Raw genomic sequence first — 22459 nt, forward strand, 5'->3', positions numbered from 1 at the left:
TATCCTACGTTATAACCGAGTCATGAATCCGTTTATATGGTCTATCACTGTGTATAAATCGGATAAGGTTGTACAGGAGATTCCCCATGAAAGAGTGTTTATCAAACCAAGCTTACAAGCCTCCGATGTAACGGATATTCAAGCCGAGCTTGTTGCAGACCCTTTTCTGGTTATTCATGATTCAATTACTTATTTGTTCTTTGAAGTGTATAACAAAGTTTCAGAAAAAGGAGAAATAGGCTTTGCAACAAGTATAGACCTTGAGAATTGGAGCTATGGTCAGATCGTTTTAGATGAAAAATTTCATTTATCCTATCCTCAGGTGTTTAAGTATCGTGATGAATTTTATATGATTCCAGAGTCTATCGGTGCTGGTAAGGTGTTATTGTATAGAGCGGCAAATTTTCCTTATGGCTGGGAAGTCACTCAAGAGCTTATACAAGGCAAATACGTTGACCCTTCCGTATTTCAATATGAAGACAAGTGGTGGATGTATGCTGGAACGAAGGGACAATTACATTTATTTTACGCCAACGATCTTCGAGGAAACTGGAAAGAGCATAAATGCAGCCCAATTAATACCCATAGCATCCATGTCACCCGTCCTGGAGGAAGAGTCGTTGTGGATAATAACGTGATATACAGGTACATGCAAGAAGGCACATTGAATTATGGACAGTCGGTCCACCTATTTCAAATAACGAAGCTAACAGAGGATGAATTTGAGGAAATCCAAATGGATACGGTTTTAAAAGGAACGGATAAGAAAAATGATTGGAGAAAGGATGGCATGCATCATATTGATCAATTAAAACTAAATAATAATCAGTGGTTAGTTGCTGTAGATGGTCATACATCTAAAAGAATCCATTATATTCTTTGGAAGATGGATCGTTTGTTATCAAAAATCCAATATAAAATCTATAAAAATAAAAATTCCGGTAGACTGCATAACTATAATTTCGGAGATAAAAAATGAGAATAAAAAATTCTATAGTCAACATATCTGCAGGCTTAGCAAATCAGGTAATTATCACAGTACTAAGCTTTTTCTCTAGGACCATATTTATTCATACGTTAGGCATTGAATATTTAGGAGTCAATGGCCTTTTCACAAACATATTAGCCATGCTGACATTGGCTGAAGCGGGTATTGGTTCGAGTATTGTCTATAGTTTATATAAACCGATAGCAGAAAATAATAGAGAAAAAATCTATGCATTGATGCGGCTTTACAAAAAAGCATATGGAATCATTGCACTCGTTGTGTTAGTGCTTGGCTTGGGCTTGCTTCCATTTCTTCATGTATTCGTCAAAGATACAAGCATCGATAATCTTCATCTCATCTATATCATTTTTCTCATGAATACAGTGATGCCTTATTTTTTTCAACATAAAATCGCTTTTTTAAATGTAAATCAAAAAGGGTATATCATCACGGGAATTTATTCGGTCTCCTCCATTTTATCGATGCTGCTGAAGATTGGAATTTTACATTATACACAAAATTACATAATGTACTTAATTATTGATAGCATAATTACTATAACCAACAGCTTGATTATGGTGATTCTTGTGGATCGTATGTATCCATATCTAAAAAAGAAAACATCAGCGGTATTGGATGCTGCTGTTAAGAGTGATATTGTCAAAAATATTAAAGCTATTTTATTGCAAAATATTGGAACCTACCTCATTTTTGGTACGGATAATATTATTATCTCATCTTTTATCAACGTTGCGGCTGTAGGCTTATATTCAAATTACAATATGCTAATAGATATCTGTAGAACTTTTATTAATCAAGTCTTTAATAATATTTACCATAGTGTTGGTAATTTAGTGGCGCAAGAAAGCCAAGATAAAATTTATAGTGTATATAAAGTATACTGGTTCTTGAATTTTTGGCTCTATTCTTTCTTTTCTATATTTCTCTATATCATTACAGAGCCTTTTATTAATTTATGGATAGGGTCTTCATTTATTATGAGTGGCAGCGTATTGATAGTTCTTATGGTTGTTTTTTATGAAAGAGGTATGAGAAACGCCATTACGACGGTGAAAACCACAGCGGGCATTTTTCATGAGGATCGTTACGCCCCACTAGTCCAGGCTGTAGTGAATCTGGGTTTCTCGATTTGGTTGGTACAATATTGGGGGATTGTAGGGGTGTTTCTGGGTACGTTAATCAGCGCTGTGGCCGTTCCAATATGGACAACGCCATATCTTGTATATAAGAAAGTATTTAACAAACCACTAAGCAGTTATTTTATGACTTATTTATTTTATGCTGGTGTAGGGCTAGGTACTTGTACTGTAACTTCTCTGGTTTGTAAATTGGTGGTACCGGATAATCTATCGAAGCTCATATTAACGGTGTTGATCGTTTTGATAGTCCCTAACATCATCTACATATGCATATTTCGTAAAACAGAGGAATTTAAATATCTACGTAAAATAGCTGTGCGGTTAATTGGCTTGGCAAGCGAAGCGGTAAAGAAATTGCTCAAAAAGAAAAAATGGGACAAAATGTCGACTTAATCAAAAATATTTTGGATGAAAATGTAAAGTTTTTATTACTTAATGAGTAAAAAAATGCCGAAATACCAGATAAATCAAGGGTTTCCCCATTCTCCATAGAGTATAAATAAGGAATATATGTATTGACTTGTTATTTATTAGCAACTACAATAAACTTGCAGGGAATAGGCTTTTGGACCTACTTCAGGGCTGAGTTTATTCGATAATTGGACGGTATTTTAGCTCTCAACATTTCAGACTACATAACTCGGGCTTGCTTTTAAACACAAGACCTTACAATTCAAGGGCTTTATTCAAAATCAATTGACTGAGAGGGTGGAGGCTTTGTCTTATCGCCAGAGGTATTTTTTGTTAATCTTGTTGGATTCCTCTATTGTGTTAACCGCCGTATTCTTCAGCAGCTTTCTAGTTAACGCTACGCTTCACGTCATTACCTTCCCGATCATTGTTAGTTCTATTGTCTTAGTAATTAGCCATCACTTTTTCTCATACGCCTACAAGCTTTATAAAAAGGCATGGGAATATGCTAGTGTAGGTGAACTCATCATTATCTTGAAGGCTGTTACGTATTCTATTCTTATCACAGGCGTCATACAGGTCATTATGATACAAACCGCTTACTTTCGTTTACTAGCTGTCACCTGGATGCTGCACATGCTCTTAATTGGAGGTTCAAGGTTTTGTTGGAGGATGGTCAGGGATACCTATATTACATCGAGTAAGAATAAGAGCCGAACATTGATCATAGGTGCTGGATCTGCGGGGACTATGGTGGCAAGACAGTTGATCCAAAATCAGGATTCTGAATTAGAACCTATTGCTTTTATTGATGATAATTTAAGTAAACAAAATCTTGATATCTTGGGCATTCCTGTGATTGGTGGAATTGACAGGATTGAGCAAGCAGTTAAAGAATGGAAAATCGATAATATTATTATTGCTATTCCATCCTTGAGCAAGAAAGAACTAAATATTATCTTGCAGGAATGCGCGAAAACAAAGGCGAAATCAAAAATTCTTCCAATGCTGGAGGATTTGATTACTGGGAAGGTTTCAGTTAGTCAATTCAGGGATGTTCAGGTAGAAGATTTATTGGGGCGCGAGCCGGTTGAGCTTGATATCAATAGTATTTCAGAATACATAAAGGATAAAGTTGTGTTAGTCACAGGAGCGGGCGGCTCCATTGGCTCAGAGATTTGTCGTCAGATCGCAAACTTTCATCCTGAAAAGATGGTTTTATTGGGTCATGGCGAGAATAGCATTTATTCAGCTGAGATGCAGCTAAGGGACATGTTCGCTGGTACCAACATTAAGTTCTACACAGAAATTGCAGATGTTCAAGACGCGGATAAGATGCAAGATATCATGGCTTTCCATCGTCCAGACGTTGTATACCATGCTGCAGCACATAAGCATGTGCCATTAATGCAGCGTAATCCGGAAGAAGCGGTAAAGAACAACATCATCGGGACCATGAACGTAGCACGGGCTGCAAGCAAAAGCGGCGTTGGGAAATTTGTTATGATCTCTACGGATAAGGCGGTAAATCCAACCAGTGTCATGGGGGCTACCAAGAGGTTGGCCGAAATGATCGTTCAGTATATGGACACGATTAGCAGCACTACGTTCGTTGCAGTTCGCTTTGGTAATGTACTAGGCAGTCGTGGTAGTGTAATTCCAAGATTTAAAACTCAAATACAAAATGGTGGACCCGTTACCGTTACTCACCCTGATATGGTTCGTTATTTTATGACGATACCCGAAGCTTCCAGACTCGTCATTCAAGCAGGCGCTTTAGCAAGAGGAGGAGAGATATTCGTCCTTGATATGGGTGAACCGGTTAAAATAGTAGATTTAGCAATAAACCTGATTAAATTATCGGGTAACACGATTGAAGATATCGGAATAGAGTTTAACGGGATGAGGCCTGGAGAGAAGCTTTATGAAGAGCTTTTGTCCGAAGATGAGATGAATATTAAACAGCAAGTGTTCCCCAAAATCTATATCGGAAAAACATCGGATCTCTTTATGCCGGAGATTGAAGAAATTATTAAAACTTATGCGACTCTGGATATAGAAACGCTTAAGAATAAGCTGCTGAATACAGCCAATGGTCGAGTGGATCCAAAAGAATTAGTTTCTACAGGTTAATTAAATTTAATAGGAGGGTGTCACCATGAAGGTAAGAAAAGCAATCATACCTGCAGCAGGGCTTGGCACAAGATTTCTTCCGGCTACGAAGGCGATGCCTAAAGAAATGTTGCCGATTGTTGATAAACCAACCATTCAATATATTGTTGAAGAAGCTGTAGAATCCGGTATTGAAGATATTATTATTGTTACAGGTAGAGGAAAGAGGGCAATTGAAGATCACTTCGATAACTCTTTTGAGCTGGAGCAAAATTTGCTGGAGAAGGAAAAGTTTGAACTGCTCAGCGAGGTACGTAAATCCTCCAATATGGTAGATATCCACTACATACGTCAAAGAGAACCGAGAGGTCTTGGTCATGCAATCTGGTGTGCACGTAAGTTTATAGGTAATGAGCCCTTCGCTGTATTGCTTGGTGATGACATTGTTTCAGCCGAGAAGCCTTGTCTCTTACAGATGATAGAGCAATTTGACCGCTATCATGCATCGATTATTGGGGTCAAGCATGTGTCGGATGAAGAAGTTTCAAGATATGGGATTGTAGACGGAAAGGCAATGGACGAACGGATCTATAATGTAAGCAATCTGGTTGAGAAGCCTAAGCAAGAGAATGCACCTTCCAATCTGGCTATCATGGGTCGCTATATCCTTACTCCTCGCATATTCGAGATCTTAGGAAAACAGGAACCAGGTGCTGGGAATGAAATTCAACTTACCGATGCGATTGCCCGTTTAAATCAACATGAAGCGGTTTATGCTTACGAATTTGAGGGTGTTCGATATGATGTGGGTGATAAAATGGGCTTTATTCAAACAACGATCGAATTTGCACTGCAGCGCGAAGACTTGAGGTACAATCTTTTGGAGTATTTAGCTAAAGTGGTGGCAAAAGAAACGATACAAAAGTAATCCTATTGATTTGGAACGGATGAGAAGTATGCCTAATAAAATATTGTTTGTTGCAACTGTGGATTATCATTTTAAAGCGTTCCATTTACCACATATGAAATGGTTCAAGGAACAAGGATGGGAGGTTCATATTGCAGCACGCGGAAAATTGGAGCTCCCATTCGTAGATCAGAAATATGATCTGCCGATTGACCGCTCTCCATTCAAGAGAAGCAATTGGAAAGCTTATCGTGAGCTCAAAGAGATCATTAATGCTAATAAGTACAATATTATCCATTGTCATACCCCTGTAGGAGGCGCCTTGGCACGTCTAGCTGCACGTGAGGCCAGACTACAAGGAACAAGCGTAATTTATACGGCACATGGCTTCCACTTCTATAAGCGCGCACCGCTCATCAATTGGATGATTTATTATCCGGTTGAGAAAATGCTCGCTCGTTATACAGATTGTTTGATTACGATTAATGAAGAAGATTATCAAAGGGCAGTGAGCCACCGATTTAAGGCGGGACGAATTGAGCGAGTCCATGGTGTGGGTGTTAACACTGAACGTTTTAAGCCTGTGGATCTAGCGCAGAAGCTCGATATGAGGACGAAATTAGGTTTTCAACACAATGATCATTTAATGTTTTATGCTGCTGAATTTAATAAAAATAAGAATCAACAGCTTCTTATTGAAGCTCTTGCACGAATAAAACACGATGCGCCTCATGCAAAGCTTTTACTTGCAGGTGTTGGGGTGCTTGAGGAGTCTTGCCGAGAGCTTGCTGATAGATTGGAAATATCGTCCAGAGTATTTTTTCTTGGATATCGGGATGATATCGATCAAATCTTACCGATGTGTGATATTGCGGTTGCTTCTAGCTTAAGAGAAGGGTTACCTGTAAATATTATGGAAGCGATGGCATGTGGCTTACCAGTCGTTGCCAGTAGCAACAGAGGTCACTCAGAGCTTGTACAGGAAAGTGTAACTGGTCATGTGGTATCACCAAAAGATAGTACTTTATTGGCAAAACAACTGCTGGAGCTTATCCGATCGGAAGAGCTTCGTGAACAAATGAAGATTGAAAGCTTACGCAGAGTGCAGACATACTCGCTGACCCAGGTTGGAATGGAATTAATTGAAATTTATACCCGGTATATGGTGGGAGATATAGATGAATCCAAAAGTCAGCATCGTAGTGCCTATATTTAATATTGAGAACTATTTAAGACGATGTCTGGATAGCCTGCTCATGCAGACCTTAAAGGATATTGAGATTATTGCAGTCAATGATGGATCAACAGACGGAAGTGGAGCCATTCTTGCTGAATACGCAAGTAAAGATGCAAGGCTAGTTGTCATTGATAAACAAAATGGTGGTGTATCGGCAGCACGTAATGATGGAATCCTTGCTTCTCGCGGGGATTATATTGGTTTTGTGGACCCAGATGATTGGATAGACCTTGATATGTATACAAGCTTATATGAGACAGCCGTCCAAGAAAAAGCAGACATTGTGATGTGTTCTTATTTAAGAGAGTTCGGTACGCACTCCAAGTTAAAGGAATACCAGCTTCCTGAAAAAGTATGTTTTCGTAATGAAGATGTTCAAACTATGGTAATGAGACGTATAGTCGGACCATTAAACGAAGAAATTGCCAATCCGGAGATGTTGGATGCTTGGGGGACTGTATGGTCTAAGCTGTACCGCAGTGATTTGATTAAGGACAATCAAATTCAATTTATTGATTTAAGTATTATAGGCACGAATGAGGATTCCCTCTTTAATATTCATGCAGTGTATTATGCTCACTCATTCGTTTTTCTTAACAAGCCTTATTACCACTATTGGCGGGTTAATGGTACCTCATTGACCTCCGGATATAACCCAGATTTACAAAATAAATTTTTAAAACTATACGAGCAGATTGAAACCTTTCTTCAAGAAAAAAAGCTTGATTCAGATTTTTTTACTGCTTTAAATAATAGGATTTGTCTGAATGCCCTAGGGCTTGGTTTAAATACGATCAGTTTGAACAATAAGGCTTCCATTTGGCAAAAAATGAGCAAGCTTCGTTTTATTTTAAATGATAAGCGTATCAAAGATTCCTTTCAACATCTCGAGATGAAGCATTTTTCAACGATCTGGAGGGTGTTTTTCTTTTCTGCAAAATTCAGGCTGGTACCGGCATTTTATTTCATGTTGGTAGCCATAGACAATCTTAGAAAGATGGTTAGATAGGAGGGATTCCTCTGGAACCCATACGAGTATTACAGGTAGTAACCCATATGAACCGTGGTGGACTGGAAACGATGCTGATGAACTATTACCGGCAGATGGATCGCAGCCAAATACAGTTTGATTTTATGGTGCATCGTAACGCTGAAGGACATTATGATCAGGAGATTCTGAGTCTCGGTGGACGGATTTATCGAATGCCGCAGATCAGGCCAGGCAATTACCGACGCTATTTCAAAGTTTTGAATCATTTTTTTGAAAATCACCCTAATTACCGTGTAGTTCACTCGCATATTAACGAAAATAGCGGCTTTGTGCTTCGTGCGGCCAAGCAGGCGAATATTCCCTACCGCATCGCGCACAGTCACCTGAGTGATCTGGGCATCGATTTGAAGCTTCCGTTTCGTTTATATGCCAGACATATCATGAAGGATCAGCCGAGCGAATATTTCGCTTGTTCTGAGAAAGCTGGTCAATGGCTATTTGGTGGTAAAAAATCAGTTGCGAATGAAGTGACCGTTCTCAACAACGCTGTGAATGTAGCAGAATTTAAGTATGATGAGGAAGTCCGCAAATCCATAAGAAATGAGCTCGGTATAGGCGACCAATTGGTGATCGGACATATCGGTAGATTCAACAAGCAGAAAAACCATAAATATTTGATTGATATATTTAAAGCCGTTACGGAAAGTTGCCCACAAGCGTTGCTTTTAATGGTTGGTGACGGTGATCTTCGGGCTTCCATACAAAAAAAAGCAGATCAATTAGGATTGTCGAACAACGTTCGTTTTTTGGGAGTTAGAAGTGATATTTCTGTATTGATGCAAGCAATGGACTTATTTTTATTTCCTTCCTTATTCGAGGGGTTACCCGTTGTTCTCGTAGAAGCACAAGCGGCAGGCTTACAATGTGTGGTTGCGGATACAATCACTAAAGAGAGCGATGTGACAGGTCGTGTTCAGTTTGTAAGCTTGAATGAATCACCTGACAAGTGGGCACAACGGATTCTAAATGCCTCCTATGAGCATGCAGATACATCCGAGCTGCTAAGTGTTAAAGGATACGATACCCAAACGATGTCCAAATGGTTGATGAGCTATTATTTACAACCTAAGCTTATATAGATTTACGGAGGTTATTTGTCGTGACTGCTATTTTAACTATTTTCACCCCTTCGTATAACCGTGCGTACACGCTTCACCTTTGTTATGAAAGCTTATTAAGACAGACATTCAAAGATTTTGTGTGGCTCATCATCGATGATGGTTCTACTGATAATACCAAAGAATTAGTCGATTCTTGGATTTCCGAGGGAACCCTTAACATCCGCTATCATTATCAAGACAATCTGGGGATGCATGGAGCACATAACACCGCTTATGAATTAATCGATACGGAGCTAAATGTGTGCATTGATTCCGATGACTATATGTCTGATAATGCCGTGGAAACCATCATTTCATTTTGGGATAAAAACGGAAGTGACGCGTACGCCGGAATGGTAGGATTAGATGCGACACCTGCTGGAGAAGTCATAGGAACTAGGATGCCGGAAGGGCTGCGAGTGACAACGCTCACTGATCTTTATGATAAGCACAAGGTTCAAGGTGACAAAAAACTCGTATATAGGTCCGAACTAACGCGAAAGTGCCCACCCTATCCAATATATCCTAATGAGAAATATTGCCCACTCAGCTATAAATATGTTCTTATAGACCAACAGTACCCGCTATTGGTTGTTAATGAAGTTCTTTGTTATGTAGAATATTTGCCTGATGGCTCGAGCTTGAACATGATCAAGCAGTACCAAAAGAACCCACGCGGATTTTCATTTTTTAGAAAAGTGGCCATGCAGTATGCTCCTTCTTTCAAGGAGAGATTTCGGGAATCCGTACATTATATTTCGAGCAATATTATGCTTGGTAATTATAAGTATTTGTTAGAGTCGCCTTGCAAATGGACGACCTTAATGGCAACTCCACTCGGTGCGATGCTCTATGTTTATATCCAATATAAGAATAAAAGGATTGCGAAATGACGGTATTTTGGATTACTTTATGCAGCACGTTTATGATTGCGCTATTAGCCAGATTTGTTGCTAAACCAACTTTGACAGGTCATCTATTTGTCGAGCCTAATAAGGTGCTTGTATTTATTGTGATCACTGTGATGGTTCTGGTTTCTGGATTGCGAAATGGCATAGGCGATACGTATTTCTACATGTATTCTTATCGTACAACGGTATTTAGTTTGGAAAATATCCTGTTTAAGGCTGATTTTGGATTTAATCTCATACAATATGTGTTACAATACATTTCGATGGACCCACAACTGCTTATATTCGTAGTTGCATTGGTGACCAACGTACTCATCCTTCTTGTATTACTTAAATACTCAAGGTTTTTTGAATTAAGTATTTTTCTCTACATTACAAGCGGACAATATTTGGTTTCCATGAATGGAATTAGACAGTTTCTTGCGGGAGCTCTTCTCTTTGCTGCAACGAAATATATATTTGACGGCAACTGGAAGAAGTACATGGTTATAGTGCTCATTGCTTCAACTATACATCAATCGGCACTTATTCTAATTCCTATTTACTTTATCGTACGTCAAAAGGCCTGGACAACTCAAACCTATTTACTTCTCACATTAGCCGTGTTATTTGTATTTGGCTATGGTCAATTCTCACAAGCTTTTTTCAGCGTAATTAAAGATACCAAATATAGCGAGTATGAAAACTTGGAAACGCATGGCGCCAATTTTTTAAGAGTTATTGTGACAGCTGCGCCTCTCATCATTGCTTATTTTGGACGAGAAAAATTAAGGCGAATTTTTCCAAAGAGCGATTACATCGTCAATATGTGCTTAATTAATGTCGTAGTGATGTTGATTTCGACGCAACAGTGGATATTTGCTAGATTTAGTATTTATTTCGGGTTGTATATCCTTATTCTTATCCCTTGGATCATAGAATTGTTTGTGCCCAAAGATCGTAAGCTCGTTTATTACGCTATTTTGGTATGTTATTGTATCTATTACTACTATGAGAGTGTTATTAGTTTAAATATTAGATATACAAGTAACTTTTTTAAATTATGAATGAACTGAGATACTTTTAAAGCAATATGTGATTGGAATGGGAACTTTAAGCGGTCGCAGTTCAATCGTTTCCATGTGTAATGGTGGAAATAACCTGAAAGCATGTATTGCTGGTTCGATTGTCACTTGAGGAGTGGAGAAGATGAAAAGACTTTTTGATATAATGGTTTCTGTTATGATGCTATTGCTATTATTTCCATTGATCATCGTATTGGCCATTCTAGTCAGATTCAAGTTAGGTTCACCGATTCTCTTTAAGCAGGAGCGTCCTGGTTTACATGGTAAGCCGTTTATTTTATATAAGTTTCGTACGATGACGGATTCAAGGGACCGTGATGGGAACTATTTATCGGATTCTGTAAGACTGACGTCCTTCGGTCAAATTTTGCGTAAATATAGTCTGGATGAGCTTCCTCAGCTCGCTAACGTCATTAAGGGGGATCTGAGTTTAGTAGGACCTCGACCATTATTAATGGATTACTTACCACTATATACGGAGGAGCAGGCGAGGCGTCATTTAGTGAGACCGGGGATAACAGGGTGGGCTCAGATTAATGGAAGAAATGCGATTTCATGGGAAGAAAAATTCAAGCTAGATGTGTGGTATGTAGACAATCAAAGTGGAGCACTAGATGCCAGAATCATCGTGGCTACATTTCTTAAAGTCTTCAAACCCGAAGGGGTCAGCCATGCTAATCATGTAACGATGGAGAAGTTCATGGGGTCGAAGCTTTCTTAGGAAAAGGATGTGGAAAAACTGAACATCGTAATAATTGGATCAGGCGGACACAGCAAAGTTGTTCGAGACATCATAAGCTCAAAGGAGGACTATTGTGTAAAAGCTGTCCTGGATGATAAATATGATCAGTTAACATCGAACGGAGACATATATACAGGACCTATATCTTCAGCGCAGCATATTATTAGCTTATATGAAGGGATCAAATTTATTATCGCTATTGGGAATAATGAGATCAGACAGTCGATTGTCTCGAAGTTAGGACTATCTCATGAATCTTATATCTCACTGGTACACGAAACAGCTGTAATCAGTCCAAGCGCCTTCGTTGGTTCGGGAACTGTTATCATGGCCAATGCCGTTGTTCAGGCTGACGCAATAATTGGTCGATACACGATTATTAACACGTCTGCTATTATTGAGCATGACAATTGTATTGGAGATTATGTGCACATTGCTCCTCGGGCAACCCTTACTGGAGATGTTAAAGTTAAACATGGGTGTATGATCGGTGCGGGGGCAACTATTATTCCTGGACTTTCCATTGGGGAGAGGTCGGTAATAGGCGCAGGCTCTACCGTTATCCACTCCATTCCCTCGGACTGTACAGCCGTTGGAATTCCGGCGAAGGTGATTAATAAGAATAAAAGATCGATGGACAGTTGATCGTAAGAATGATCAATGCGCTGAAACTTTACCAATACGACTATTTGGCCGTCCGGAAATTACGGTTTATCATAAATCTTAATCCCACATTTTAATATGAAAGGTGTTTCGTCATATGACATCAATAAAAAAGCGAATATATTTGTCTTCTCCCCATATGAGTGGCCAAGAGCAAGAATACATTGCACAAGCCTTTCAAACCAACTGGATTGCTCCATTAGGACCTCATGTTGATAACTTTGAAAACGAATTTGCGGCTTACGTCGGTATCCAAAATGCGGCTGCTGTAAGCTCTGGAACAGCGGCTATTCATCTGGCTCTGCGTTTGCTGGATATAAAAACAGGAGATTTCGTTTTTTGTTCAAGCTTAACTTTTGTGGCTAGTGCAAATCCTATCATCTATCAGGGAGCCCAACCAGTGTTTATTGACTCGGAACCGGAAACCTGGAATATGTCACCTGTTGCTTTGGAACGTGCACTAAAGGATGCTGATCGGATAGGAAAGCTGCCTAAGGCAGTTATTGTAGTGAATTTATATGGACAAAGCGCTAAGATGGATGAAATTCTGACTTTGTGTGATCACTATAGGATACCTGTTATTGAGGACGCAGCAGAGTCATTAGGCTCAACGTATAAAGGTCGTGCAAGTGGTACATTTGGTAAATTTGGTATCTACTCCTTTAACGGCAATAAAATTATTACGACCTCCAGTGGTGGAATGCTTGTATCTAATGTTGCAGATGCCATTACGAAGGGGAGGTTTTTGGCGACTCAAGCAAGAGATGCTGCCGCTCACTATCAGCATAGCGAGCTGGGATACAATTATCGAATGAGCAATGTGTTGGCAGGTATTGGCAGGGCTCAATTAAAGGTACTGGATGAGCGAGTGAATGCAAGAAGAGCTATTTTTGATCGATACCGTCAATGCTTGTCGGATATTTCTGGTATACAATTTATGCCGGAGCTAGAGAATACAAGGTCAAACCGTTGGCTTACTGCAATCACAATTGATGAAAGTCAACTCGGTGTAACTATTGAACAATTACTTGAAGCGTTGACTGAAGAAAACATCGAAGCTCGTCCGGTCTGGAAGCCGTTGCACCTGCAGCCTCTCTATGAAGGGACTTCGTATTATTCACATAGCGAAAACGTAAGTGTTTCTGAGAGATTGTTCCGTACAGGGATGTGTCTTCCATCCGGGTCCAATATGACGGAAGAGGACCAAATGAGAGTTATCGATTGCATTAAAAGCTCCATACTGAATAAACTCATTACCTAGTAAATAAGGGGCTGTTCAAGAGGTTTACAGAGACCCACGGGATAGCCCTTTGTCTAGGTTTTTAGTTGTTTTTGCGAAACAATAAGGTCTATGTATCTTCTGATCCTCAGCATCGAACTCACCCAATTCAGCCACGAAATACACAACCTTCAGTCTTTCGATTTTTTCAAAATTTCAGTTAGTGCGCCCTCACTTTAATTTCCGTGGTTTCAACTGGTAAAAGCGATCCAAAGTCAACTTTAAAAATCCATTTCCTGAGGTGGGTGACTAAAGCATGATCAAAAAAATAATCGTATTTTTGATTGTAAGGACAAGGAAAAAAGTATTAGAAGAAATTTGGATGGAAGACTACATTAAATTAGGAATGAAGGTTGGTAAGAACTGTTCAATTCAACCAGATGTGCTCTTTGATTACTCGCATTGCTGGCTTATTCGAATTGGTAACAATGTGACTATCGCCCCTCAAGCTTATTTATTAGCACATGATGCCAGCACAAAACAATTAATTGGCTATACAAAAGTTGGCGATGTAATAATTGAAGATAATGTGTTTATTGGAGCAAGAGCCATTATCATGCCAGCAGTCACCATAGGCAAGAACTCTATTGTAGCTGCGGGAAGTGTTGTAACAAAATCTATTCCTGATAATAGTGTTGCAGCGGGAAATCCAGCAAAAGTAATATGTACCATTGAGGAATATATCGAAAAGACTAAATTGAATCAAAAGACATCTCCGATATACGATTATGACTATACACTCGGTGGGGAAATAACTGATCAAAAGAGGGATCAGATGTTTGAGGAACTGAAAAATCGAATTGGTTTTGTGAAATGAAATAACATCAAGCAAAGTCAGAAAATGGAGACGGTTTCAGGTATCATATCCGAAGTTGACAAAAGGATCTGAGAGATTGTTGTCCTCCCTCAGATCCTCATTTTTTACAAGGGTTCACGAGCTGTTTTCTACATCATAGTCACAAAAACTTCCTGTTGTGCTTCTTACCGTCATAGCTGAACAGCACAGGCTTTGCTTCCACAATCGATTCCAAATGCACCGTTTTTCCCCACAGCTGTTGAATGTAGGGCATCGTTCTTTCTACATATTTCAAATCCAGCTCCATACCTTCGTAAGCATGCTTTAAGTATAGCTCCCCGTTGCGGTCATAATTCCCATCCTCCACAACGATGTAGGGAAACCCGCCATTCACACGGGAATAAATCAACTGATCACGGATGCTTTCCCACGATTTATCGGTTATTTTCCACTCGGGCCCCTTTTTCTCGAATACATACAGATCCAGCTCATCAACCAGCTTCTTGGTCATATAGTTGCGGACGAACGATATATCTGAATCATATTCGCGGACATCGAACATTTTTTGCCGACCTTCACCACCCTTGCGGCCTAAGCGATCCCGTTCCTCCTGGGTGGGCTGATCCCAGCGTTTCTCAATATCCTCGAACATTTTTAAGCCCAGATAATAAGGATTCAAGCTGTGCTGTGATGGAATAACGACGGACGAATTCAGCTTCGCATATTCAATGGTTTCTTCCACGTTAAGATCCAGCTCCCGCAAAATCCTTTGATGCCAATACGAAGCCCAGCCTTCGTTCATGATCTTCGTTTCCAGCTGCGGCCAGAAATATAACATTTCATCGCGAAGCATTGTCATAATGTCACGCTGCCACGGAGCCATGTGAGGAGCATGCTCTTCTATAAACAGGACAAGGTCCTTTTCGGGAGCGGGCGGGAACTTCGGCAGCTCTTGACTACGCGTTTCCTTCTCCTTGACAGGGTGATCCAAATTCCACAAGTCCTCATAGCCGAGCTTGCGGTCGCGATTATCCGGATCGGGAGATTGCTCTTTGTTCTTACCGCCTCCATAACGTCCTGCCTCATAGGGTTTGGAGATAATCGGGTCAACATGCTCCTGAATCGCAAGTACGGCATCGATAAAACGCTCGACCTCATCGGTTCCATATTCAACCTCATACTGCCGGATACGCTCAGCGGTTGCAGACATACTTTCGACCATGTTGCGGTTGGTTTTGGAAAAGCGCATATTGTTTTTGAAAAAATCGCAGTGGGCCAGCACATGAGCCACAATCAGCTTGTTCTGGATTAAAGAATTGCCATCCAGCAGGAAGGCATAACAAGGATCGGAGTTAATGACCAACTCATAGATTTTACTGAGTCCAAAATCGTACTGCATTTTCATTTTGTTAAATGTCTTACCAAAGCTCCAATGGCTGAAGCGGGTCGGCATGCCATAGGCTCCAAATGTGTAGATGATGTCGGCGGGGCAAATTTCATACCGCATCGGATAGAAGTCAAGTCCAAAGCCGCTGGCAATCTCCGTAATCTCAGCAATAGACGTTCGAAGCTCCTGCATATCGGTACTATTCATTGCACAGCCCTCCCTGAAGAGGCATTAGGAAAAAAGGTACGCAGTGCTTTGTATACTTCATTTTTCTCTTTGATCACGTAATGAACGAACTTGGGATTATGAATATTGCGATAGGCCGACATCAGTGTGCTGCTGCGGTTATATTGATTGACCTCCCCGTAGCCGAACAGATTGCAGCGTGCGACAAGCTCTCCGATCAATCTCACGCAGCGGTCGTTATCCGAGGTCAGATTATCGCCATCAGAAAAGTGAAAAGGATATATATTGTAACGGGAAGGTGGATAGCGGCGGTCGATCATATCCATAGCCAGTTGATAAGCAGAGGAGCAAATGGTGCCGCCGCTCTCGCCCTTGGTAAAAAATTCCTCCTCGGTTACCTCCTTGGCTTCAGTATGATGAGCAATAAATACAATCTCTACATGCTCATATTTGGTACGCAAAAAACGCGTCATCCAGAAAAAGAAGCTGCGCGCCATATATTTTTCAAAGGAGCCCATGGAACCAGACGTATCCATCATAGCGATGATCAGTGCGTTGGATTGCGGTGTAATCTTTTCATCCCAGGTTTTGAAACGGAGATCGTCGGGATTAATATGGTGAATGCCGGGATCACCTGCTGTTGCATTGCGTCGCAAATTTTCGAGAATCGTCCGCTTTTTATCGATATTGGACATGATCCCTTTTTTGCGTATATCGTTAAAAATAACTTCTTTGGAGGTGAGCACATCCTTTTCCTTCTGCTGTAAATTGGGCAGCTCTAATTCCTCGAAGAGCAGCGATTGTAATTCTTCCATCTCAATTTCCGCATCATAATAATCCTCCCCAGGCTGATCGCCAGCACCTTCTCCCTTACCGGGTCCCTTGGCAGGAGTCGGGTCAACGCCTAAGACGTCTCCGACCTGACTATCTCCATCTCCTTGACCAACATGTTTGCTCTTATTGTAATTATACCGAAGGCGATATTCGTCGAGACTGCGAATGGGCACTTTGATGATTTGCTTGCCATCGGACATAATAATGCTCTCATCGCTAACCAGATCAGGCAGGTTCTGCTTGATTGCTTCACGTACTTTTTGCTGATGGCGGGTTTGATCCTGATAGCCTTTGCGATGCAGGGACCAATCCTCGCGGGATACGGTAAACAAGGGCTCTGTCATGACGGACACCTCCTTAGAGTTTTGCGAAGCAAAACTAACTCCGTAAGCATTTGTTGAGTTTGCGGAGAAACTGACTGCGTAAGCTTTCACTGAAATTTGGGAAGCCAAACAGACTTCGCAAGTCTTAAATGGCTTAAGAGCAAGCAGCGGGAAAATGAGTGCTTGTTACTAAATATATTCAAGCAGCAGGGGGATATGTGATAGGACGCATGGCTATTTTTGAAAGGTTTTTTCTATCGGCAAATTTTTAATAAATATAAAATTTAGTAAATAAATGATAAATTTAACAGAGTGGTCTATCTTAATGCTCCCGATATGGGCAGTAGGAGAAGATTATAGATATGCTTGCTAATGATTATTGACATGCACAAAGTACTATTGGATAAGGCTCTTTGAAGATGTAAGCTAAAGATTATATCATGTAATCGCTTGTTGTATTAAAATGAGTATAAGATTTACCTTACTGTGCTCTGTCCAACGCATCATGCTAAGCAGAGTTCACTGTGAGTGTAGGGTGCAGGAAGAAAACTAAGAAATGAATAGAGCAGAGAGGAGAGGTGAAGTGGTTGAAAAAATTTGAGCTTGCGGTTATTCCAGGAGATGGTATCGGTAAGGAGGTCGTGCCGGCTGCACTGGATGTACTGGATACTTTGGCTGAGGTGCATGGAGGGATTTCTTTTACCTATACAAGCTTCCCTTGGAGCTGCGATTATTATATGAAGCATGGACAAATGATGCCGGATGATGGCATGCAAACTTTACAAGGCTTCGAAGCGATTTTTCTGGGTGCGGTGGGTGATCCAACACGTGTGCCAGACCATATTTCGTTGTGGGGCCTTTTGATCAAAATTCGCCGTGAATTCGAACAGGTCATTAATGTACGTCCAGCGAAATATTTCCGTGGGTTGGAGTCGCCGCTGTTAAAGCCCAATGATTTTGACCTGCTGGTAGTCAGAGAAAATAGTGAGGGTGAATATAGTGAAATCGGTGGGCGTATCCATAAAGGAGAGGATGAGCTTGCCATCCAAAGCGCCATTTTCTCAAGAAAAGGAACCGAAAGAGCGATGCGCTATGCGTTCGAGCTGGCACAAAAGCGAAGAGGGCATGTCACCAGTGCGACGAAATCGAACGGAATCGTACATACGATGCCTTTTTGGGATGGTGTTTTTAAAGAAGTAAGCCATGATTATCCAGATGTTCAAACAACATCTACGCATATTGATGCACTAGCGGCATTTTTTGTAACCAAACCTCATGTTTTTGATGTGGTTGTAGCTAGTAATCTATTTGGGGACATCCTGACAGACATTGGAGCGGCGATTATGGGAAGCATTGGTATTGCCCCTGCTGCCAATATTAACCTAAACGGTAAGTATCCGTCCATGTTCGAACCTGTTCATGGCTCCGCACCGGATATTGAAGGGCAGAACCTGGCCAATCCGATTGGTCAGATTTGGACAGCCAAGCTGATGCTGGAGCACTTGGGGGAGCACGAGATGGCGGAGCGGCTGTTGAATGTGGTGGAGGATGTAACCGATTCCGGTATCAAAACCCGTGATATTGGAGGAACTTCAACAACGACAGAGGTCACATCCGAAATATGCAAAAGGCTCAAGCAATAAGCACCATTAGATGAAGGTTGCTGCTTTTTAAAATAGTAATTAGGAAAATCGTTCATAGCATTATAGTTGTCAGTAAGGGAGGGTGCGGAATGAGACACATTTTCGTAATAGGTGACAGCATTTCAATCCAATATGGTCCTTATTTAAAAGAACAATTGGAAGGCGAATTTGGATATGATCGCAAAAGAGGCGAGACTCAAGCTATGATCGATTTGGATCAGCCGCTTGGGGCTAATGGCGGAGATAGCAGCATGGTTATGGCGTATTTGGAATCGGCAGAGGCTTTAGGGACAAAATACGATATTCTCCTGTTAAACTGTGGGCTTCACGACTTGAAAACCGATCTTGTGACCGGCAACAAGCAGATTACACTTGTGCAATATCGTGATAACATTTCGGGAATTGTGGACCTTGCATGCAAAATGTCGAATTCCTTGGTATGGATCCGAACTACTGACGTTATTGATCATATCCATAATGCGAAGTCCCGAAATTTCCATCGTTTTCACGCTGATGTCCTGGAATACAATGCTGCTGCGGACGCGATTATGCGGGAGCGTGGAATCTTAATCCTTGATTTGTATGGCTTCAGTAGCAAGCTGGGTGAAGAAGCATTCCTTGATCACGTGCACTATACAGATGAGGTCAGGAAACTACAGGCCGCCTTTATTTCCGGTTATGTACATGCACAATTTGCCGATGCCTAGTCACGATCATTTCAAAAGTCTGGTGAATCCAGAGCAGAGCAAGTAACAAAAATAGTAGGAGGTTCATTGATGATAAACACATATAACGACTTATCTTATCTTCATTTAGACAGTTCGCTTACCCAAGCAAAAAGTAACGTAAGTATTGCGGATTTGGAGGCGGCAGCGAATTCTACCGTGCTTAATGTTGAAGGCATCACATCTCCATTAATCATAGAGTCTATGGAAATGCTGTTTAACAACGGTTTATATTTCTTGCGTACAAGGACGACTGATGGTTCAGAAGGTGTGGCTGTGGCGAGTGAACGTGCAGCTTACTTATATCCTCTGCTCAAGCAGTTGATCATTCCTTATTTTATAGGCAAGGATGCCAGAGATCTGGAAAAGCTGCTGGACGGTGTGTATGTCTATGAAAACAATTATAAGCTGTCTGGTCTTGCTTTGTGGTGCTGCATATCTTGGTTGGAGGCGAGCGTGCTTGATATGATGGGCCGAATCGTTGGCAAGCCAATCGGGGATTTATTGGGAGGCGTCATTCGAAACGAGATCCCTATTTATGTAGCAAGCGGCAACAGAGGCACGACACCAGAAGAGGAAATTGAAGTTCTGCAGCAAAAGGTCGCGGAAACTGGAGCAAGAGCAGTGAAATTCAAGGTAGGCGGCCGGATGAGCAAAAATGCTGATTCCATAAAAGGACGTTCAGAATCGCTCATTCATTTAACGCGCAAAACGTTCGGAGACGATTTCACCATACATGCTGACGGAAATGGCTCCTATGATCCTGCTGTAGCTATTGAATATGGCAAAATTTTGCAGGATATTGGTGCTTTCTTCTATGAAGAGCCTTGCCCATTCGAGCATCTTGAAGATACCAAGGAGGTTGCGGACGCGCTTCAAATTCCTCTGGCCTTCGGTGAACAGGAAACGAGCATAAGACGGTTTAGATGGATTATTGACAATGACGCCGCACAGGTTGTACAGCCCGATTTACAATATAACGGTGGATTTATCAGGAATACCCGTGTTGCCAGAATGGCGGCTTTAAAGGGCATACCGGTTACACCTCATATTTCGGGCGGTTACGGATATATCTATATGCTTCATTTTGCATCGTACATTCCGAATATTGGGAAGTTTCAAGAAGATAAAGCAGGGGTCAAAGTAACCGATTATTTATTCACACCGCATATGGAAGTGAAAGATGGTGTTTTTAGAGCGCCTACTGCTCCAGGTCTGGGTATGGATGTTAAGGTTGTTGAGAAAGAGCTTCGTAAAGCATACGTTCTTTAAACTAACGTTGCGCATGGTTTGAAGCCGGACAAGCTGGAGACAGAAATCACCAGCACGGAAATAAACCTTACTTGATCCGGTTTTGCCAACTGTAAAACCTTCAGTTCCACTTCAATGTGGTTCTGAAGGTTTTTTTGTGCAATGAGGCGCTGCGAAAGCAGACCCCTCTTCCAATCGCTGTTGCAGCCAGATTCTTTGTATTCTTAGCCTCATAGGGGTAAGAATCCGTCTGCAAAGGCGAACACTTCGTTTCTCCAGAAGGGTCCGCTTTCTCCGCTCGGGCTGTGTGTTTCTTTGGTTCGTCTTATATAGTATGTAAATTTATAGAAAATGAACTGCTGTCTATTTCTCGAACAGACTGTACAGGCTGTACATGCTAATAACTAGGCAATTGCTGAAAATGTGGGTCAAGCCGAATAATCCTGATCTCGTCAGGGGCTGGCTCTTACTGCAAATCAGGATTGCTTATGATTATGCCCAGACCCGCTGAAGATTGTTTCGGTATGAAAAAGCTTGCTGCATCACTATTTGCCGACATTTGAGAAAATGGCTTTGTATTGATTGTATCTAGTTATGGAGCTCCAATGCTATGCTCAGACCAACAACGATAAGGAAACCAAAAATGGATCTGAATAGCAAGGAGGACCTATGAACAATCATCCGTTTATGGAACGTTCACCACCCAATAAAGAGGAAGCATCCCAAATACCAATATGCCAATTAAACGGAGGATGAGAAATGTCAGAGAACGTAACCCATACAGCGGTTGTAGAAGATTGCTTTAATATGATGTTTGCCACCGACAGCATTTGCAAAGCCTTCAAAGAAGCAGGCCGCGCCCATATCCAGTTTTCGCAGTTCGGCAGTGTAACCCGCTCCGGGGATAAATTTACAGTTGCGTTATTGGAAAAATACCGGACGAACTGGGATGAACGGAAAATAGAGGAGAAGTTGGACTATAAGCTAGCTTTTGTTCTGGGTTGGTTGTGCCACCGTGCAGCCGACCGTCAGATGAAGGTGGTATTCCGAGAAGCAGAACCGGAATCCAGACAGTTCCCAACGGACTGCAGTATCTATCATGATGCGTTCATTTTCCACAGATTGTATGAAGACAATAATAGCACGCCATTTCCCTATCGAAAGGCTCATTTCGAAACCAACATGGAGAGTCTGCAGGCTTCAGCTGCTCTTAACGTCCATGCTGCGACAGATACGTTCCGCTTTATTTGGCAGCGAATGCTCCTTGAAATGCAGACGTTTGTCACCGATACTCATGATATTGACGGTTGGTTCGATAAGCTGCATGCCAAACATCAGGAGCAAACGATTCATCTGGACCGTTATGCAGAAGCTGTGTTAACTCCGGACCCGGATAAAGTCAAGCGATTTATTAGCGACACGAACTTTTATAACGAAGAGGATGCGATCATTCAGCTTGCTCAGGCGTTTCGTCAGGGTGCAAAGTTTACTCAGGATGAGCTGGAAGCAGCTTTAGCAGTAGAGCCCACGAGCCATTATGCGCATGCTCTGAAAATGGGGTTTGGTTATTTACAAAGCGCAAGCGCTTACTTCATAGGAGAAATCGATCAGGACACTTTGAAGGATCAGTTGGATGTAGGCAAGAAAGGGAGAGACGGTCAATCGGTTTAACTATATTCATAGGGGGTT

19 protein-coding genes are annotated in these 22459 nt (G+C 41.3%); 17 read left to right on the forward strand and 2 right to left on the reverse strand.

The features are described from left to right. Window positions 1-94 precede the first annotated feature (94 nt). The 13 genes from BM210_RS10210 (at window position 95) to BM210_RS10270 (ending at window position 14442) form a co-directional block, all read left to right on the forward strand. Window positions 95-979 (forward strand): glucosamine inositolphosphorylceramide transferase family protein, encoded by an 885-nt coding sequence (locus tag BM210_RS10210; RefSeq protein WP_143101027.1) that lies wholly within the window; start codon window positions 95-97, stop codon window positions 977-979. Continuing rightward, window positions 976-2541 carry a lipopolysaccharide biosynthesis protein gene (locus BM210_RS10215; protein WP_091167550.1) on the forward strand — a complete coding sequence of 522 codons (1566 nt, stop codon included), beginning with the start codon at window positions 976-978 and terminating at the stop codon, window positions 2539-2541. The genes BM210_RS10210 and BM210_RS10215 overlap by 4 nt, the downstream gene beginning before the upstream one ends. A 324-nt stretch (window positions 2542-2865) precedes the next feature. Continuing rightward, a complete protein-coding gene (locus BM210_RS10220) occupies window positions 2866-4692 on the forward strand; it encodes a polysaccharide biosynthesis protein (RefSeq protein WP_091167551.1) in 1827 nt (608 codons plus the stop codon). A 25-nt stretch (window positions 4693-4717) separates the two neighbouring features. Next, on the forward strand, window positions 4718-5599 hold the full coding sequence (galU, locus tag BM210_RS10225; protein WP_091167553.1) for a UTP--glucose-1-phosphate uridylyltransferase GalU: 882 nt from the start codon (window positions 4718-4720) through the stop codon (window positions 5597-5599). Window positions 5600-5627: 28 nt separating this feature from the next. Next, window positions 5628-6794: a glycosyltransferase family 4 protein gene (locus BM210_RS10230; protein ID WP_091167555.1), complete on the forward strand. Its 1167-nt coding sequence runs from the start codon at window positions 5628-5630 to the stop codon at window positions 6792-6794. Continuing rightward, window positions 6757-7824 carry a glycosyltransferase gene (locus BM210_RS10235; RefSeq protein WP_091167556.1) on the forward strand — a complete coding sequence of 356 codons (1068 nt, stop codon included), beginning with the start codon at window positions 6757-6759 and terminating at the stop codon, window positions 7822-7824. Before BM210_RS10230 ends, BM210_RS10235 begins: the two co-directional genes overlap by 38 nt. Window positions 7825-7871: 47 nt before the next feature. Next, window positions 7872-8945: a glycosyltransferase family 1 protein gene (locus BM210_RS10240; protein ID WP_256223462.1), complete on the forward strand. Its 1074-nt coding sequence runs from the start codon at window positions 7872-7874 to the stop codon at window positions 8943-8945. Between the two features lie 20 nt (window positions 8946-8965). Further along, window positions 8966-9859, forward strand: a complete 894-nt coding sequence (locus tag BM210_RS10245) for a glycosyltransferase family A protein (RefSeq protein WP_091167559.1) — start codon at window positions 8966-8968, stop codon at window positions 9857-9859. Then, window positions 9856-10923, forward strand: a complete 1068-nt coding sequence (locus BM210_RS10250; RefSeq protein WP_091167561.1) for an EpsG family protein — start codon at window positions 9856-9858, stop codon at window positions 10921-10923. Before BM210_RS10245 ends, BM210_RS10250 begins: the two co-directional genes overlap by 4 nt. A 142-nt stretch (window positions 10924-11065) precedes the next feature. Further along, on the forward strand, window positions 11066-11662 hold the full coding sequence (locus tag BM210_RS10255; RefSeq protein WP_091167563.1) for a sugar transferase: 597 nt from the start codon (window positions 11066-11068) through the stop codon (window positions 11660-11662). Between the two features lie 18 nt (window positions 11663-11680). Continuing rightward, window positions 11681-12328: an acetyltransferase gene (locus BM210_RS10260; protein WP_091167713.1), complete on the forward strand. Its 648-nt coding sequence runs from the start codon at window positions 11681-11683 to the stop codon at window positions 12326-12328. A 115-nt stretch (window positions 12329-12443) separates the two neighbouring features. Further along, window positions 12444-13607, forward strand: a complete 1164-nt coding sequence (locus tag BM210_RS10265) for a DegT/DnrJ/EryC1/StrS family aminotransferase (RefSeq protein ID WP_091167564.1) — start codon at window positions 12444-12446, stop codon at window positions 13605-13607. 274 nt (window positions 13608-13881) lie between these two features. Continuing rightward, a complete protein-coding gene (locus tag BM210_RS10270; protein WP_091167566.1) occupies window positions 13882-14442 on the forward strand; it encodes an acyltransferase in 561 nt (186 codons plus the stop codon). A gap of 139 nt (window positions 14443-14581) precedes the next feature. Here BM210_RS10270 and BM210_RS10275 read toward each other — a convergent pair whose 3' ends face one another. After that, window positions 14582-16015: a SpoVR family protein gene (locus BM210_RS10275; RefSeq protein ID WP_091167567.1), complete on the reverse strand. Its 1434-nt coding sequence runs from the start codon at window positions 16013-16015 to the stop codon at window positions 14582-14584. Beyond that, window positions 16012-17172, reverse strand: coding sequence for a sporulation protein YhbH (gene yhbH, locus BM210_RS10280; RefSeq protein ID WP_091167569.1), 1161 nt, complete (start codon window positions 17170-17172; stop codon window positions 16012-16014). The genes BM210_RS10275 and yhbH overlap by 4 nt, the downstream gene beginning before the upstream one ends. Before the next feature lie 566 nt (window positions 17173-17738). Here yhbH and BM210_RS10285 point away from each other — a divergent pair. From BM210_RS10285 to BM210_RS10300, 4 genes are all read left to right on the forward strand, one after another. Next, a complete protein-coding gene (locus BM210_RS10285; protein WP_091167571.1) occupies window positions 17739-18794 on the forward strand; it encodes a tartrate dehydrogenase in 1056 nt (351 codons plus the stop codon). An 89-nt stretch (window positions 18795-18883) separates the two neighbouring features. Then, complete coding sequence (locus tag BM210_RS10290) at window positions 18884-19501, forward strand: SGNH/GDSL hydrolase family protein (RefSeq protein ID WP_091167573.1); 618 nt, start codon at window positions 18884-18886, stop codon at window positions 19499-19501. Between the two features lie 69 nt (window positions 19502-19570). Then, window positions 19571-20791 (forward strand): mandelate racemase/muconate lactonizing enzyme family protein, encoded by a 1221-nt coding sequence (locus BM210_RS10295; RefSeq protein ID WP_091167574.1) that lies wholly within the window; start codon window positions 19571-19573, stop codon window positions 20789-20791. 738 nt (window positions 20792-21529) lie between these two features. Then, window positions 21530-22441, forward strand: a complete 912-nt coding sequence (locus BM210_RS10300; protein WP_091167576.1) for a hypothetical protein — start codon at window positions 21530-21532, stop codon at window positions 22439-22441. The last annotated feature ends 18 nt before the right edge of the window (window positions 22442-22459 follow it).

Origin of the sequence: Paenibacillus sp. 1_12 (assembly GCF_900114475.1) — a bacterium.
Taxonomy (GTDB): domain Bacteria; phylum Bacillota; class Bacilli; order Paenibacillales; family NBRC-103111; genus Paenibacillus_S.

Coding starts and splice junctions, on each gene's coding strand:
- BM210_RS10215 (WP_091167550.1), top strand. CDS start 976: ATGAGAATAAAAAATTCTATAGTCAACATATCTGCAGGCTTAGCAAAT.
- galU (WP_091167553.1), top strand. CDS start 4,718: ATGAAGGTAAGAAAAGCAATCATACCTGCAGCAGGGCTTGGCACAAGA.
- BM210_RS10230 (WP_091167555.1), top strand. CDS start 5,628: ATGCCTAATAAAATATTGTTTGTTGCAACTGTGGATTATCATTTTAAA.
- BM210_RS10235 (WP_091167556.1), top strand. CDS start 6,757: ATGAATCCAAAAGTCAGCATCGTAGTGCCTATATTTAATATTGAGAAC.
- BM210_RS10240 (WP_256223462.1), top strand. CDS start 7,872: ATGAACCGTGGTGGACTGGAAACGATGCTGATGAACTATTACCGGCAG.
- BM210_RS10250 (WP_091167561.1), top strand. CDS start 9,856: ATGACGGTATTTTGGATTACTTTATGCAGCACGTTTATGATTGCGCTA.
- BM210_RS10255 (WP_091167563.1), top strand. CDS start 11,066: ATGAAAAGACTTTTTGATATAATGGTTTCTGTTATGATGCTATTGCTA.
- BM210_RS10265 (WP_091167564.1), top strand. CDS start 12,444: ATGACATCAATAAAAAAGCGAATATATTTGTCTTCTCCCCATATGAGT.
- BM210_RS10270 (WP_091167566.1), top strand. CDS start 13,882: ATGATCAAAAAAATAATCGTATTTTTGATTGTAAGGACAAGGAAAAAA.
- BM210_RS10275 (WP_091167567.1), bottom strand. CDS start 16,015: ATGAATAGTACCGATATGCAGGAGCTTCGAACGTCTATTGCTGAGATT.
- yhbH (WP_091167569.1), bottom strand. CDS start 17,172: ATGACAGAGCCCTTGTTTACCGTATCCCGCGAGGATTGGTCCCTGCAT.
- BM210_RS10290 (WP_091167573.1), top strand. CDS start 18,884: ATGAGACACATTTTCGTAATAGGTGACAGCATTTCAATCCAATATGGT.
- BM210_RS10295 (WP_091167574.1), top strand. CDS start 19,571: ATGATAAACACATATAACGACTTATCTTATCTTCATTTAGACAGTTCG.
- BM210_RS10300 (WP_091167576.1), top strand. CDS start 21,530: ATGTCAGAGAACGTAACCCATACAGCGGTTGTAGAAGATTGCTTTAAT.